General features: G+C 62.3%; 12 protein-coding genes. 4 read left to right on the top strand and 8 right to left on the bottom strand.

What is annotated here, in order from left to right; all coding sequences use genetic code 11:
• Positions 1 to 19 precede the first annotated feature (19 nt).
• Entirely contained in the window at positions 20 to 964 is a 945-nt protein-coding gene (locus tag LQK84_RS05945; RefSeq protein ID WP_230827854.1) for an isopenicillin N synthase family dioxygenase, read from the bottom strand.
• A gap of 135 nt (positions 965 to 1,099) precedes the next feature.
• On the opposite strand from LQK84_RS05945, the gene LQK84_RS05940 reads away from it, so the two are divergent.
• Both LQK84_RS05940 and LQK84_RS05935 read left to right on the top strand, forming a co-directional pair.
• Complete coding sequence (locus LQK84_RS05940) at positions 1,100 to 2,218, top strand: carbohydrate kinase (RefSeq protein ID WP_230827763.1); 1,119 nt, start codon at positions 1,100 to 1,102, stop codon at positions 2,216 to 2,218.
• 36 nt (positions 2,219 to 2,254) lie between these two features.
• Positions 2,255 to 3,076, top strand: coding sequence for an enoyl-CoA hydratase/isomerase family protein (locus tag LQK84_RS05935; RefSeq protein ID WP_230827762.1), 822 nt, complete (start codon positions 2,255 to 2,257; stop codon positions 3,074 to 3,076).
• A gap of 81 nt (positions 3,077 to 3,157) precedes the next feature.
• Here LQK84_RS05935 and LQK84_RS05930 read toward each other — a convergent pair whose 3' ends face one another.
• The 3 genes from LQK84_RS05930 to LQK84_RS05920 are packed head-to-tail and all read right to left on the bottom strand — an operon-like array spanning position 3,158 to position 9,097.
• Positions 3,158 to 4,135 carry a nucleoside hydrolase gene (locus tag LQK84_RS05930; RefSeq protein ID WP_230827761.1) on the bottom strand — a complete coding sequence of 326 codons (978 nt, stop codon included), beginning with the start codon at positions 4,133 to 4,135 and terminating at the stop codon, positions 3,158 to 3,160.
• The gene (locus tag LQK84_RS05925) at positions 4,128 to 7,628 is read right to left on the bottom strand and encodes an indolepyruvate ferredoxin oxidoreductase family protein (RefSeq protein ID WP_230827760.1); all 3,501 of its coding nucleotides are present in this window, start codon (positions 7,626 to 7,628) and stop codon (positions 4,128 to 4,130) included. The genes LQK84_RS05930 and LQK84_RS05925 overlap by 8 nt, the downstream gene beginning before the upstream one ends.
• Positions 7,625 to 9,097, bottom strand: a complete 1,473-nt coding sequence (locus LQK84_RS05920) for an FAD-binding oxidoreductase (protein ID WP_230827759.1) — start codon at positions 9,095 to 9,097, stop codon at positions 7,625 to 7,627. The genes LQK84_RS05925 and LQK84_RS05920 overlap by 4 nt, the downstream gene beginning before the upstream one ends.
• Before the next feature lie 131 nt (positions 9,098 to 9,228).
• On the opposite strand from LQK84_RS05920, the gene LQK84_RS05915 reads away from it, so the two are divergent.
• Both LQK84_RS05915 and LQK84_RS05910 read left to right on the top strand, forming a co-directional pair.
• Positions 9,229 to 9,987 (top strand): FadR/GntR family transcriptional regulator, encoded by a 759-nt coding sequence (locus LQK84_RS05915; protein WP_230827758.1) that lies wholly within the window; start codon positions 9,229 to 9,231, stop codon positions 9,985 to 9,987.
• Between the two features lie 48 nt (positions 9,988 to 10,035).
• A complete protein-coding gene (locus LQK84_RS05910) occupies positions 10,036 to 11,031 on the top strand; it encodes an MDR family oxidoreductase (RefSeq protein WP_330166396.1) in 996 nt (331 codons plus the stop codon).
• A 98-nt stretch (positions 11,032 to 11,129) separates the two neighbouring features.
• Here LQK84_RS05910 and LQK84_RS05905 read toward each other — a convergent pair whose 3' ends face one another.
• The 4 genes from LQK84_RS05905 to LQK84_RS05890 form a co-directional block, all read right to left on the bottom strand.
• A complete protein-coding gene (locus LQK84_RS05905; RefSeq protein ID WP_230827757.1) occupies positions 11,130 to 12,218 on the bottom strand; it encodes an ABC transporter ATP-binding protein in 1,089 nt (362 codons plus the stop codon).
• Between the two features lie 11 nt (positions 12,219 to 12,229).
• Positions 12,230 to 13,297, bottom strand: coding sequence for a carbohydrate ABC transporter permease (locus LQK84_RS05900; RefSeq protein ID WP_230827756.1), 1,068 nt, complete (start codon positions 13,295 to 13,297; stop codon positions 12,230 to 12,232).
• Complete coding sequence (locus tag LQK84_RS05895; RefSeq protein WP_442966888.1) at positions 13,297 to 14,313, bottom strand: carbohydrate ABC transporter permease; 1,017 nt, start codon at positions 14,311 to 14,313, stop codon at positions 13,297 to 13,299. Before LQK84_RS05895 ends, LQK84_RS05900 begins: the two co-directional genes overlap by 1 nt.
• Positions 14,314 to 14,389: 76 nt before the next feature.
• On the bottom strand, positions 14,390 to 15,652 hold the full coding sequence (locus LQK84_RS05890) for an ABC transporter substrate-binding protein (protein ID WP_230827755.1): 1,263 nt from the start codon (positions 15,650 to 15,652) through the stop codon (positions 14,390 to 14,392).
• Positions 15,653 to 15,729: the final 77 nt, after the last annotated feature.

Genomic DNA, 15,729 nt, shown 5'->3' with positions numbered 1-15,729 from the left:
GATGCGAGGCCTTTGCGGCTTACTTCGTGGAAAACGCCTGCTTGGTCTTCAAGGCGATGTAGTCGCCAAAGCTGATGGGCTCGTATTTCGCGGTCTTGCCGCCGCGCGTAAAAGGCTCGAGGCAGGAAATCATCGCCTCGGCATTGGGATTGAGGAAGAACGGGATCGACTGGCGACGCGCACTTCCCTTGCCCCCGCTCGGCGGATTGGCCACGCGGTGCGGGGTCGAAACCCATTCGTCATTGGTCCAGCGCATGAAGGCGTCGCCGATATTGACGACATAGGCGCCATCTATATTGGGCGCATCCAGCCATTCGCCCTGGCGCGTCTGCACCTGAAGCCCGCCAGACGAAGCTTCGGAACGCAGAATGGTCATGAAGCCATAATCCGTGTGGACGCCGGCACGCAGCTGCCCGGGCAACGGAGTCTCCTGCTGTTCGGGATAGTTGATCACCCGAAGCGCAGACAGATGCCCTTCGAAGGCCGGCTCGAAATAGGTTTCCGGAAGGCCGATTGCCGCGCAGAAGACACGGCGCAAATGATAGGCCAGCCGTTCCATTTCGCCGAAATAGGCGTCGAACGCCGCCTTCAGCCCCTCTGGCCTGGTCGGCCATGCGCCACCCTTGAGACGCGGCCCGAAGTTCAGGCTTTCCTTGTAGTCGCCGGGCGTCTTCATGCCCAACGTACCGGCCAGCGCCTCTTCCGCGATGGGCGAGAAGGCAACGCCACCTTCGACATCCGTGCTGCGGCCCTGGACCACTTTCCAATCGTCCGGCTCATCGAAGAAGGCACGGGCGAGATTATAGATGCGCGACGTCGCCTCGACCGACACCCCGTGCCCCGTCACCAGGAAGAAGCCCATGTCTCGCGCGGCTTTCTCCATGTCGGCCACAACGGCAGCCGCCCCTGCCCCGCCGGCGATGAACGGCGCGACATCGATAACGGGAATGCTTTGATGAGACATCACGGCACGCAATTCCTTTCGTGGAGAACGACAGCTCCTGGAAATTTCCGGCTTTCACAACAGATGTTGACAACAAGAGTTGTTGTTGTCAACATCTGTTGAAATAGATTTGTCTTTAAGGATCCTCAGGCGCCCATGGAAGATCTCGGCGAGCAAGAGCGCGCAGTCCTGGAACTGGTCAAAGCCAACCCCTTTGCGGGCCAGCAGGAGATTGCCGGCATGATGGGGCTGGCCCGCTCCACGGTGGCCGCGCATATCGTCCAGCTGATGCAGAAGGGCTATATTCTGGGAAGAGGATATGTCCTGCCGGCGAGCAACAGGATCGTCTGCCTTGGCGGAGCCGTGCTCGACCGCCAGTACCGCTCCCTCGGCCCGCTGGTCGAGGACACGTCCAATCTCGTTCACGGCTCGGTGTCCAGCGGTGGTGTCGGCCGCAATGTCGCTGAAAATCTGGCCCGCCTTGGCTCGGAGGTCAGCTTTCTCTCGGTTCTGGGAAATGATGAGGCCGGGCGCTTTCTGCTTGCCCATTTGCGCGACTGCGGGGTTGATACCAGCCAGTCGGTGATCAGCGAAACGCAGCGGACTGCCGAATATATCGCAATCCTCGAAAGTTCCGGGGCCTTGCGGCATGGCCTGTCGGACATGGCGATCTTTGACGAGTTTACGCCCGCCGTCGTGGACAGGGCATGGTCGCATATCGGATCGGCGACCTTTATCTTCGCCGACTGCAATCTTCCAGCCGACACCCTTTCCGCTCTCCTGCGGCGCAAGCAGGGTTCGCGCGCCAGGCTGGCGATCGACGCCGTCTCGATGACGAAGGTCGCGAGACTGCCAAAGGACCTCACGGGCGTCGATCTCATCTTCATGAACATGGCCGAAGCATTCGCATTTCTCGGCGAGGACCGGGATGCAGGCTCCGCCACGCTTGACGATGCGCGCAATGCCGCGCGGATGCTGCAATCGGCCGGCGCGGCTGAAGCCATCGTAAGCCTGGGCGCCAAGGGGACGGCCGTTTCCGCGCTCGACGGTCACGCGACCTATCCCGCCGCCAAGGCCAACCCGGTCGACCTGACCGGCGCCGGCGACGCCATGGTTGCCGCGACCCTCCACCGCCTCATTCGGGGCGACGGCACGATGGAGGCTGCCCGCCACGGCATTCTCGCAGGTGCCCTGACCACGGAATGCCCGACCACCATTCACCCTGCCCTGTCTGCCGCATTTCTTGAAGCCAACATGGTCCGGATGAAAGCCTAGTTCCGGGGCAAGATATCTTACGAAAGGAATACCAACATGACTTCCACGCCTGTCTTCGAGACGATCCTTTACGAGAAGGACGCGACCGACAAATTCGGCACCATCACGCTGAACCGCCCGGACAAGCTGAATGCGATGAACAAGACGGCCATCCGCGAAATCGACGCGGCAGTTGCGCTTGCCGTCGCCGATCCGGATGTGAACGCGCTGGTGATCACCGGTGCCGGCCGCGCCTTTTCGGCGGGCTATGATCTTCAGGGCGCCGACTACGACGTCGACATCGAGGACTGGCACGCCGATATGGGCGAGAACACGCAGGCCCTTCTCAATATCTGGAAGGCCCCTATCCCCGTCATTGCATCGATCAACGGTTATGCACTGGCCGGCGCGCTCGAACTCATGATGGCCTGCGATCTGGCGATTGCAGCCGACAATGCGAAGTTCGGCGAACCCGAAGTGCGGCACAATTCCGGCCCGCCCTCGCTCTTCATGCCCTGGGTGATTGCATCGCGCGACGTTCGCTGGCTGATGTATACGGGCGATCTGGTGGATGCGCAGGAAGCCCTGGCGATGCGCCTCGTCAACAAGGTTGTTCCCGCATCCGAGCTTCGCGAAGCCACGGACAAACTCGCCCGCAAGCTCGCCCGCATGCCGGTTCCCGCGATCAAATATGCCAAGGCCTCGATCAACAACCAGCAGATCGCGGCCGGACTGATGACCTCGATGGATTACAACGTCCATGCGATCGCAGCCCTCCATGTCAGCCGCCGCGGACGCGAATGGATGGGCAATCTCGCCAAGATGTCGCTGAAGGAATATCTCGAAGTGCGCGACGCGCCCTTCAAGGGTCTCGACTGACGCAATCGGCCTCCGCCATTGCGGGGGCCGTGCTTTCAGAGGAGCGGCAGTGGATCGCATCGCAGCCGCCCCTCCAGCCCGTCAGCCTCTGGCCGTCTTCGGGCTCGTGATCGCAGAGGCCCCGGCCAATCTTGCCAGACGCTCCGTCAGCAGATCGAAAAAGGCCTCGTCATCGACATCGCGAATGAAGAGCGCGTTATGAGGCCTGCCGCTCACACCCCACCAGTCGACCACGGTCATGCCCTTGGTCAGCTCGGATTCGGTCTCGATTTCCACATTGCATTCCCGCCCGCCGTAAATGTCGGGGCGGATGAGATAGGCAATCACATTCGGGTCGTGCAGCGGCCCGCCCTCAAGCCCGTATTTTGCCTCGTCGAAGCGCTCGAAATAGTCGAGCCAGCCGGCTGCGACCGCGCCGAAGCTGCCGCCTAGCGCGCGGATGCGCGCCACACGCGCCCGCGTCGTGCGGACCTTGTGCGTGACATCGAGCGGCATCATCACAATGCGCACGCCGGATGCGAAGACCACGGTTGCGGCCTGCGGATCGACGAAAATGTTGAACTCCGCCGCAGGCGTGATGTTGCCACCCTCGAAAAGACCGCCGCCCATCAGGACGATGCGGCGGATGCGGCTGGCAATTTCCGGCGCCTTGGATAGCGCCGTGCCGATATTCGTCAGCGGCCCCAGAGGGCAGAGCGTGACGCTGCCTGCCGGCTGGCGTCTCAGAGTCTCGATGATGAAATCAACAGCATGCGTATCCTGCAGAGGCATGGAGGGCTCGGGCAGTTCCGCCCCATCCAGGCCCGTTGCCCCATGGACATGCTCCGCCGTCACGAGAGGCCCCGCCATCGGCTTCGCGCAGCCGGCATAGACGGGAAGATCCGTTCGTCCGGCAAATTCCAGAACCTGGCGCGCATTGCGCTGCGTCAGGTTCAGCGGGACATTTCCGGCCACGGTCGTCACGCCCAACAACTCGATTTCCGGGCTTGCCAGCGCAAGCAGGATGGCAAATGCATCGTCCTGGCCGGGATCGGTGTCGATGATGATCTTTTCAACCATTGGCGCGCACTCCAGAAACGTCGGCAGGCGTGGGACCAAGCGCACCTTGTCGCCACCTCGCCAACAGGGCAGTTTTCTTCGCTTCGAACTTGGCGGCAGCCTCCAGCTTGACCGGCCCGTAGCCACGAACCATGTCGGGAAGACCGGCAATTTCGCAGGCAAGCTCCAGCGTTTCGGGCGTCAGACCCTTGCAAAGCGCGTCAACCATCGCGGCATAGTCCTCGATGAGGCGGCGTTCCAGGCGCCGCTCCTCGGTCATGCCGAAAATGTCAAAGCGCGTGCCGCGCAGACCCTTCAACCGTGCCAGCAGGCCGAGCGCCGGGCCCATCCAGGGGCCGAACGCGGTCTTGGCGGGGCGTCCGGTGCGGGCATCGATCTTCCGCGACAGGAAAGGCGGGGCCAGATGGTGGCGGATCGTGTAGTCGCCCTCGAATTGCGCCGCGATCGCCTTTGCAAACGACGGATCGCGATGGAGCCGCGCGACTTCATATTCGTCCTTATAGGCCATCAGCTTGAAGGCATTGCGCGCGACCGCCTCGGCGAAGCCGCCCGAACCGCCGATCGCATCCTCCGCCTTGCGCGCGCGCTCCACGAGAGCGCGATACCGGTTTGCATAGGCTTCGTTCTGATAGTCGGTGAGAAAGTCAGCGCGTCGCGCGATCAGGTCATCAAGACTTTCCGTCTTCGGTTCTTTCTGTTTCAGTCCTGCCGCAGCAGCAACCGCCTCAGGCTCGACGGCGAGACGCCGCCCCCAGTGGAAGGCCGAGCGGTTCATGGCCACGCCTGTGCCGTTGAGGACAATGGCCCGTTCAATGGCGTCGAGGCTGATGGGGATCAGTCCCTGCTGCCAGGCGCTGCCCAGCAGAACCATGTTCGCCGCAATCGCATCGCCCAGAAGCGCGGTGCCGACATCGGTGGCGGGAATAAGGGTCAGGGCATTCTCGGCCGCAGCCTTCTTCAGCGACCGCAATGTCGACTGCTGCTTGAGGTCAATCGCCGTGTTCTGGACGAAGGAGGCGGTTGGCGCGAAATGGTCATCGATGACTGCGCGGGTACGTGTCTTGCCGAAGGTCGGCAAGGCTGTCCGGCCGGCGGCCACCACGACATCGAAGCCCAGGACCAGATCGCTCTCCCCGGGGCCGATCCGCACCGTGTTGATCGCGGCCGGATCGGAGGCGATCCGCAAATGCGAGACCACTGCGCCATTCTTCTGTGCAAGACCCGTCTGGTCCAGCGTCTGAACCGCAAGCCCGTCGATATGTGCCGCCATGGACAGGATGGCACTGACGGTGATGACACCCGTGCCGCCGATCCCGGCAAGAAGGATGTTATAGGGCCTGGAAAGATCGCCGTGGATCTCGGGAAGCCGGATCGTCGACACATCAAAACTGGCGCTCTGCGCCACGGGCTTGCGCAGCTTGCCGCCTTCCACCGTCACGAAGCTCGGGCAGAAGCCCTTGATGCAGGACAGATCCGTGTTGCAGCTTGACTGATTGATCTTGCGCTTGCGGCCGAACTCGGTCTCCTTGGGCTCGATCGAGATGCAGTTCGAAACCGCAGAACAGTCACCGCATCCTTCGCAGACCAGCTCATTGATGAAGGCGCGCTTGTCGGAAACGGGAAAGGCGCCGCGCTTGCGGCGGCGGCGCTTCTCCGCCGCGCAAACCTGATCGTAGACCAGCGCGGTCACGCCTTCCACTTCGCGCAGACCGCGCTGCACGGCGTCGAGTTCGTCGCGCGGATGAATGGAAACATTCGTCGGCAGGCGACCAATCCAGCGATCCGGGTCTTCGGCAACGACGACAACCTTCGCCGCGCCCTCGGCCAGCATCTGCCCGACCACGCCCGGCACGCTCAATTCGCCATCGTGGCGCTGGCCGCCGGTCATCGCCACGGCATCGTTGAACAGGATCTTGTAGGTCGCGTTGACCTTGGCCGCGATCCCAGCGCGGATCGCCAGAAGGCCGGAATGGAAATACGTCCCGTCGCCCATGTTGACGAAAATGTGCTTCTCATCGGTAAAGGGAGAAAGGCCGATCCAGGCCCCACCTTCGCCACCCATCTGTGTGAAGGTGGTGGTGTTGCGATCCTCGACGCCGACGATCATCATATGGCAGCCAATGCCCGTCGTGGCCCGGCTGCCATCCGGGATGCGCGTCGAGATGCTGTGCGGACAGCCGGAACAGAAATAAGGATCCCGCTTGAGCGCAACCGGCTCTTCCGGCGCTGTGAGACCGAGCCCATCGACCCTGGCGGCGGCAGAACCAAGCGGCCCCTCGCTGCCGATCCGGGACAGGATGGCGCGCGCAACACTCATCGTCGAAATCTCGCCGGACGCCGGCAGCAGAACCTGCCCCTCGGCAGCGGCCTTGCCGAACACACGCGGCCGCCGATCTGCAGGCATGTTGAAGAGCAGCGACTTCAACTGCTCTTCAATGATCGGGCGCTTCTCCTCAACGACAAGGATTTCGTCAAAGCTCGCAGCAAAAGATGAAATGCCCTCCGGCTCGATCGGCCAGACAAGCCCGACCTTGTAGAGGCCTATGCCAAGGCTTTCCAGCTCCCGCTCGCCCAGATCCAGAAGAGATAGGGCGCCGAGCAGGTCGAGCCAGGCCTTGCCGCTTGCAACGATGCCGAGCCGTCCCTTGCCGCCTGCCCCAAGGCGACGGTCAAGCGCATTTGCCCGTGCGAAAGCCTTCACCGCATCGAGCTTGCGCTCCAGCCGAAGCTCCATGGCATGCGGCCCATCAGGCCAACGCAGCGCGAACTCGCCCGCACCGACGCCGTCATCCGGAAGCCGGATGATCGGCCGGTCGGGTCCGATTGCGACCGAGGCCGTGCATTCGACGATTTCCGTCTGGCACTTGAAGCCGATCCAGGCACCGGAATGGCGGCTCATCGCCCAGCCAAGGAGGCCATAGTCGATATATTCCGCGACGCCCGCCGGCGAGAGCATGGGCACCATGGCGGAAATCAGATTGTGTTCGCTCTGATGCGGCAGTGTCGAAGACGCCGCGCCGTGATCATCGCCAACAAGCAGCAGCACGCCGCCATGCGGACTGGTTCCGGCAGCATTGGCATGGCGGATCACGTCCATGCTGCGATCGACGCCGGGGCCCTTGCCATACCACATGGCAAAGACACCATCATAGCGCGCGCCATCGAAGAGAGCCGTCTGCTGGGTTCCCCAGACCGCCGTCGCCGCCATGTCTTCATTGAGGCCCGGCTGGAATTTGACATGCGCCTCATCGAGATATTTGCGCGCCCGCACCACCTCGCGGTCGAACCCGGCCAGTGGAGAACCGCGATAGCCGGAAATATAGCCCGCAGTGTTGAGACCGGCGGCCAGATCGCGCTGGCGCTGGATCATCGGCAGGCGCACCAGAGCCTGCGTCCCGGACACCAGGATCGTCCCGCTTTCAAGCGCATAGCGATCGTCCAGCGTCACGGCCTCGTTGATCTTGCGGCTGGCGGAAATCAGCGGTGACGTCATGGCAGAACACTTCCGGAATGGCCCGCATCCATGTCGAAGACACGACCTGGATTGAGGATCAGGTGAGGATCGAGCGCCCGCTTCAGGCGGCGCATCGCGTCTATTTCAGGCTTGCTGCGGACCAGCGGCAACCAGGCCTTCTTGTCGAGACCGATGCCGTGTTCGGCGGAAATGGCGCCACCGCAGGCGGCAGCCGTTTCCAGAACGGCATCCGCCATTGCCTGAGGCCTCTTCGTCTGGACGATATAATGCAGATTGCCGTCGCCAAGATGGCCGAAAACAAACGGCCTTGCCTCGGGGTCGACATCCTTCAGCCGGAGGCTGGCTTTCCGGGTGAAATCCTCAAGCCGCGCAGCCGGAAGCGACACATCGAAGCCTGCCATGTCCGGCTTGGAAAAGATGAATGTGCTGCAGGCTTCCCGATAGGCCCAGAGGGCGCGATAGTCGCGGGTCGATTGCGACAGAACCACGTCCTCGCCGAGACCGTCTTCGAACGCTGCCATCAGTTCCGCAGCAAACCTTTCCCCGTCGGCCGCCTGCTGGCCCTGGATTTCGATCAGCGCATAGAAGAACGGCCCCACCGGCAATGGCGCACTGGCGAAGCCGCCAAGTGCTACGCCTTCATAAACCTCGGGAAAGATAATCTCAAAAGCCGACAGGAGAGAGCCGAGCCGTTGCCGCAAACGCTCAAGCAGCGCCTGCGCGGCGGCGAGAGTCGTGAGCGCAACCAGCGCATTCAGACTTGTGGCCGGCAGCGGATGCAGCTTGAGGCAGGCCTTCGTGACCACGCCGAGCGTGCCTTCCGAACCGATGAAACATTGATTGAGGTCGAGACCTGAATTGTCCTTCGGCAGACCGCGAAGCGAGCTGAGCACGCTTCCATCCGCCAGAACGACTTCGAGACCCGCGACCTGGGCGCGGAACATGCCATAGCGAAGCACGCGAATGCCGCCCGCATTGGTCGCCACATTGCCGCCAATCGTGCAGGAACCACGCGAGCCGATGTCGACGCCGAAGAGAAAACCCGCCTCTTCCGCCTTTTCATGGACCCTTTGAAGCGCGACGCCGGCGTCGGCAATCAGAGTGCCTGCCTGCCGGTCGACCTCCGACAACTCCGTCATCCGCTCCAGGGAGAGAACGACTTCGTCATCCTGCGGACGCGCGCCACCGGAAAGTCCTGTACGCCCGCCTTGGGTGACCAGCGGTTGGGCATGGCTCTGGCAGGTGGAGAGAATGAGGGCCACATCGGCCGTATTGCGTGGCCTGAAGACGAGGGACGGCAGGGGGCCGAGCTTGTCCGTCGCATCGCCACGATAGGCCTCGCCTACCGCGCCGCCAAGCAGAATCGCAGCCGAATCAAGACGCGGGGAAAGCACCGCCACGAGCGCACCGACCTTTTCGGTCGTCGCTCTGCCACCCGCGCGGGATACCCCGTCGACAGGTTCTATGTCGCCCGAAAGGCTGACCATGAGCCGCTGTTCCCTTTGTTATTGGGGTCATGGTTATACAGGTTCCGATATTTGTCAAACCTATATTTAAATAGGCTATAGCCTTTGGAAAGCATTCATGGCATGGTCTGTGATAGCATCGGAGGAACGTTATGATCCTGAAATATGATGAGGTTGTCAGATCGGGAATCGCCAAGCAGGTGGCGGATAATATCCGGTCCGCGATCATGGACGGCCGGCTGAAGATCGACGAACGCCTCCCGAGCGAAGAGGAGCTTGCGCGCAGCTTCGGCATTTCGCGCCCCACCGTGCGCGAGGCGCTGAAACGGCTGGCCGCGCAGAACCTCATTCTTTCCAAACGCGGCCCCACCGGCGGCAATTTCGTCAAGCGACCGGACCCCGAGGGTCTGTCGAAGGCAATCACCGGGGCGGCAACGCTTCTTGTCGGCGTGGGTGCGTTCGACATCGACGAGATCATTGTCGCCCGGCGCGAAACCGAAACCATCTGCTGCCGACTGGCGGCAGAAAATTGCGGCGAAGAATTCCTGCTCCTGATGGAAGATGAAATTGCCAATCAGGAAGACCCGGCGCTGACAGACGAGGACTTCTGTGCCTCGGACGTCCGTTTCCACCGCGCGCTGGTGGATTCCACCAATAACGGCCCCTTGAAGCTGATGATGTATACCGTCATCGAAGCCTTCATTCCGATCACCAACATGATCGTGTTTCGCGTGCGTGAACGCAGACAGGTGGTCAGCCTGCATCGCGAAATCGTCGAGGGGCTGCGCAATGCGGATGCAGCCCGCGCCGTCAGGGCGTTGAATGCCCTGCTTGATTATGTCAGCCAATCCTATGTCGCGGCCGTTGCCGCGCGCGAAAGCCGCAAGAGCGTCGCCGAAAGCGCGACCTGATCCCCTTTCCCGTCCCGTCAAACCGAATGCCAGGAGCACATTGCAGTCATGAGCGACAAATTCAACGCGATGGTGATCGACACCGTGGACGGAAAGCCCAAGGGCATATTCCGTGAGCTCAGCCTCGCAGATCTGCCCGACCATGATGTCCTGGTTGAAATCCAGTTTTCGACGCTGAACTACAAGGACGGCCTCGCCGTCAGCGGCAAGGGGCGCATCGCGCGCCGCATGCCGCTTGTTGCCGGCATCGATCTTGCCGGGACGGTGGTGGAATCGCGTTCCCCGCTCTGGAAAACGGGTGACCGGGTCGTCGTCAATGGCTTCGGCCTGTCCGAAACGGAGTGGGGTGGCTTTAGCCGCTACCAGCGCCTGAAACCCGAATGGCTGATGAAGCTCCCGGAAGCCTTCTCCTTCGAACAGGCGATGGCCATCGGAACGGCCGGGTATACGGCCGCCCTCTGCGTCGATGCCCTGGAGCGCTGGGGCGCGATCAAGCCCGGCGTGGGAGAGGTCCTGGTGACAGGGGCCGCCGGCGGCGTCGGTTCTGTCGCAATCAGCCTGCTGGCGACGAAAGGCTATAATGTGACGGCCTCGACCGGCCGCCCGGAGACGCATGATTACCTCGGCTCCCTCGGCGCCACCGGCTTTATCGACCGCGCGAGCCTGACGGAAAAGGGCGGCCCGCTGCAAAAGGAGCGTTGGAGCGGCGCCGTCGATTCAGTCGGTTCGACCACGCTTGCCAATGTCCTTTCGCAAACCAATTACGGCGGTGCCGTCGCCGCCTGTGGCCTCGCGGGCGGCGCGGATCTGCCCGCAACGGTGTTGCCGCATATCCTTCGCGGCGTGGCGCTTCTCGGTGTCGATTCGGTCATGGCGCCGATGTCGTTGCGCCAGCAGGCCTGGCAAACACTCGCCAGCACGCTGAACCCGGACCATCTTGCGGCCATCACGACGGTTGAGCCGATGTCCCGGCTCCCCGAGCTTGCGGAAGCAATCATCGGCGGCCAGATTCGCGGCCGTGTCGTCATCGACGTCACACGTTAGCAGAGGCTTTCCCGGAGAAGAGCGCGCGGACGGGTGTCATGACGCTCGTCCACCACTATTCGTCCTGACGGCCTCTCAGCCGGTTCAGACCTGCCACATCAGGTCCCGGCGACCCGGCGGTCATTCTTGTCGAAGAGATGCAGATCGTCGGGATGGAAGGAAAGCTTCAGGTTATGCCCCCGGCTGAGATTGTGCTGGCCCTGCAAGACGGCCAGCACCAGCTCTCCGGTCGGTGCATGAGAATGGACCACCGTTTCCGATCCCAGCGCCTCGACCATGTCGATCGTCACCGGCACGCCGTTTTCGCCTGCTTGCGCTACGCGCATATGCTGCGGACGCAGGCCCACCGAGACGTCTTCGCCGGCGTGTGCGGCTTCCGCCCGTCGCGGCACAGTCACCACTTCGCCGTCAAAGAGACGCAGCAGCGTTCCTGCCTCGCTGACGCCCTCGATCCTGCCGGAGAGGAAATTCATGCTCGGCGCACCGATGAAGCCGGCGACGAAGCGATTTGCGGGGCGATTGTAAAGCTCCAGCGGCGAACCGACCTGCTCCACCCTGCCCTTGCGCAGAACCACGATGCGATCGGCAAGCGTCATCGCCTCTATCTGGTCATGTGTCACATAGATCATCGTCGTCTTCAGGCGCCCATGCAGGGCGGCGAGTTCGGCGCGCATGGAAATACGCAGTTCCGCATCGAGGTTCGACAGCGGCTCGTCGAGCAGGAAGGCGGTCGGGTTGCGCACGATGGCGCGGCCGATGGCGACGCGCTGGCGCTGGCCGCCGGACAATTGCCCCGGACGGCGCTCCAGATAGTCACCGATTTCCAGCATGCGCGCCGCTTCCGCAATCCGCGCATCAATCTCCGCCTTCGGCATGCGGGCATTTTCCAGCCCGAAGGCAAGGTTCTGGCGCACGCTCATATGTGGATAGAGCGCATAGGACTGGAACACCATGGCAAGGCCGCGATCGGAGGCCGGCACATCATTGACCAGCGTCCCGTCGATGCGGATTTCGCCGTTTGAGGGCCGGTCGAGGCCGGCGATCTGGCGGAGCAGCGTCGACTTCCCGCAGCCCGACGGACCGACGAAGACCACGAATTCGCCTTCGCCGATATCGAGATCGATGCCATGCAGGACATCGATCGCGCCGAAGGATTTGGTGACTTTCTCGAGCGTGATACGGCCCATGGATTTATTCCTTACTTGAGGCCCGACGTCGCAATGCCCCGCGCGATGAAGCGCTGCAGGAACACGAAGACGAGGACAACGGGGATCATGGTGACGACGGTCATCGCCAGGATGAAATGCCACTGCACATTCAGCTGGCCGGAATAGACGTTGAGGCCCACCTGCAACGTGTAGAGCGACGAGCGGCTGAGCACGATCAGCGGCCAGAGGAAGTCGTTCCAGCGCCAGACAACCGAGAAGATGGCGAGCACGGCAAGCGCCGGCGCGGAGAGCGGCAGGACGATGCGCCAATAGATCTGCCATTCGGAGGCCTTGTCCATGCGCGCCGCGTCGATCAGTTCATCCGGGATGGTCAGCATATATTGCCGCAGCAGGAAAACGCCGGTCGGCGTTGCGACCGTTGGCAGGATGACGCCCCAGAGTGAATCGAGCAGACCGAGCGAAGAGACGACCGAATAGAGCGGCACCATGATCACGGCGAGCGGCACCATGAGCGTCGCGACGATGACGATCAGCACAGCATTCTGGCCGCGAAACTGATATTTCGACAGCGCAAAGGCCGCCATGGAGTTGACGACAAGCGTGATGAGCGTCGCCGTCACGGTGACGAAGACCGAATTCCACAGATAGCGCAGGAAATCGAAATGCACGAAGGGTTCCGTGTAGTTCGACGTTTCGAAATGCAGCTTCTGGACGGGCTTGCGGTCCTTGATATTGACCTTGATGACGGTTTCCGGGCTTGCCGGATCGACCATCTGGGCCACGATGCCAACACGCCTGAGTTCCACCAGCCGCGCCGTCTTGCCATCCGGCATGGTCACGTCATAGAGCGGCGACGGCTTGTCATTGCCGGCGATCTTCACCGTTTCGGTGACATAAGGCAGCAGCGAGGGCGGGAATTCGGAGAGAGCCGCCGGCGTCTTGAAGGAGGAGAGTGCAAGCCAGGCGGCCGGCGCGAACATGACGAACAGTCCGCCGATCAGCCAGACCCAGGTGAACACATCGGTCCAGTGCCAGCCCTTACCGCCCGAGCCCGAGGCGCCGCGACGGCGTGTGACGAAATCAACCGCGCGAGACATCAGCGAGCCCCCTTCTTTTCACTGCGCCGCGAGGCGGCCATCTGGACGAGCGTCAGCACAACCAGCACCGCGCCCATGAGGATCGACGCCGCGGCCGCCAGACCCGGATTGCGCAGTTCCGAGGCAAAACCGGTCTCGTAGATATATTGAACCAGATACATGGTGCTCGTCCCCGGCCCGCCATGGGTCAGCACGAAGGCCTCGTCGAAAATCTGCACGGCACGGATCAGCGCCAGCACCAGAACCACGATCAGGTTCGGCATCAGAAGCGGCAGCGTGATGCGCCAGAAGACGCGCGACCGGCTGGTTCCGTCCATCTGCGCTGCCTCGTAGAGATCCTTCGGGATCGCCTGAAGGCCGGCGAGCAGGATCAGCGTGTAGAAGCCGACATGCGCCCAGATCGACACGCCGATGGAGGCGAAGAAGGCACTGTTGCGCTCGGTCAGCCAATCATGCGGCTCAAGACCAAGCCCCTGCATGACCGCGTTGAGCACGCCCTGCCGCTGGAAGATCCAGCGCCAGATGAGGCCCGTGACGACCGGCGACAGCAGGACCGGGAAGAAGAAGACGGCGCGCCAGAAGCCCCGCCCGATGATCTCGCGATTGAGGATGAGCGCCGTGATCAGCGCCGCCACGATCATCAGCGAGACCTGAAGCACCACGAAGGCCGCCGTATTGCCGGCCGCAATCCAGAAGACGTCCTGCTTGCAGGTGTTCGGATCGAGATAATTGCCGCAGGCGAAGATCTCGCGATATTGCTCGGCCCCGACAAAGCTGCGTTCGCTGAGGAAAATGGCCGAGCCGCCCGTCAGCGAATAGACGAAGTTGATGACGAAGGGGACGAGCACGAAGACGGCGAAGATCGCCATGTTCGGCGCCAGAAAGAAGGCGGCCATGCCGTTCTGACCAGCCTTGCGCTGCAGATAGCGCAGCGGCACATCGACAATGCCCATCACGCGACTGACAACGGCCATCAGGACCGATTGCGACGCCGACAGAAGCCCATTGGCTTTCATGGATGTGCCCTCCCTCACATTACTGGTGCGACCGATGCGCGGGAACCTCCCTCCCGCGCATCGGGGATTTCAGGCCTTACTTGGCCGCCTTCACCTTTTCGGCAATGTCGCTGTCGATGCGCTTGAAGGCTTCGTCAGCCGTCATCTCGCCCGCCATGGCCTGGCCGACGCGGCTCACCAGCGCGCCGTAATAGGTGTCGGACCACTTCCAGCCGGGAAGCTTCAGCGCTTCCGGTGCTGTCGTCGTCGTTGCCTTCACGAAGGTGTTCAGCGCCTCCTTGGCGAACTTGTTGTCCGTCTTGAAGTCGAGACCGCCGGCGACCACTTCCTTGTTGGACGGCAGGAAGAGTGTGCGTTCGGCGAATTCCTTGGCGATCGGAGTCGAGGCCAGGAAGTCCATGACCTTGGCCACATCCTTCGGGTTCTTCGTGTCCTTCATGGCGACGAGACCAGCGCCACCCGGCATGCCGGTGCAGGCGGCCGGGCCGCAGGGGCTGCCGATCGCCACCCAGTCGAAATTGGTGCCGATCTTGGTCATGAAGTTCGGGATCTGCCAGGAGCCCGCATAATACATGACCACCTGTGCGTTGATGAAGTCATCGGCGGCCGGCTTGTAGGTCGTGCCGGAGGCAGACACCCACACGTCCTTGTCGGACACGCCATCGGCGTTCCACTTGATCAGCTGCGTCAGATACTTCTTGGCAGCGTCGTCGAGCGGGGCCGGCATGCCATCCTTGCCGATATAATTCGCGCCATAGGAGATCGCCGGGCCGGTGATGCGGTGGCCGGAGCGGTCGATGGCAAAAGCATAAGGAACCTGCTGGCTCTTGGCGACCTTGGCAGAGGCCGCAACCCACTCGTCCCAAGTTGCCTTCTCGCCCGGCACGGCGACGCCCGCCTGATCGAACAGCGTCTTGTTGATGAAACCGCCGGTCAGCGTGATCTGCGTCATGAAGCCCGGAATGATGTTCGAACCGTCCGGGCGCATCCAGTCGAGCTGGTCGCCATAGTTCTTCTTCCAGAACTCGGCGTCCTTCAGATAGGGCGTCAGGTCGAGCCAATATTGCGACAGCGATTTCAGGTTGGTGACGCGGGCAATGTCCGGGCCATTGCCGGCAGCAAGCTGAACCGGAAGCTGCTCCTTGATCGTCGAGTAGGCGACTTCGTCGACCGTCACCTTGATATCCGGATTGTCCTTCTGGAACTTGGCGATCAGATCCTTGAAGACCTGGCCTTCCACGCCGTCCGAATACCACATGATACGCACGTCGCCTGCAAAGGCTGCCGTGCTCGACAGCAGCGCGATACCTGCAGCCGCCAGAATGGAAATGCTTTTCATCGTCGTCTCCTCCTTCGATGGACGGTTTTCCCGTCAGTTGAGCGAACTGCGGCCCCTCCGCCGCAAGTCCGCCTATT

The sequence above is a fragment of the Rhizobium sp. C4 genome (assembly GCF_021026315.1).
Classification (GTDB): Bacteria; Pseudomonadota; Alphaproteobacteria; order Rhizobiales; family Rhizobiaceae; genus Ensifer_A.
The sequence above is the reverse complement of the archived record's forward strand: the minus strand, read 5'-3'. Positions and strand labels throughout refer to the sequence as shown.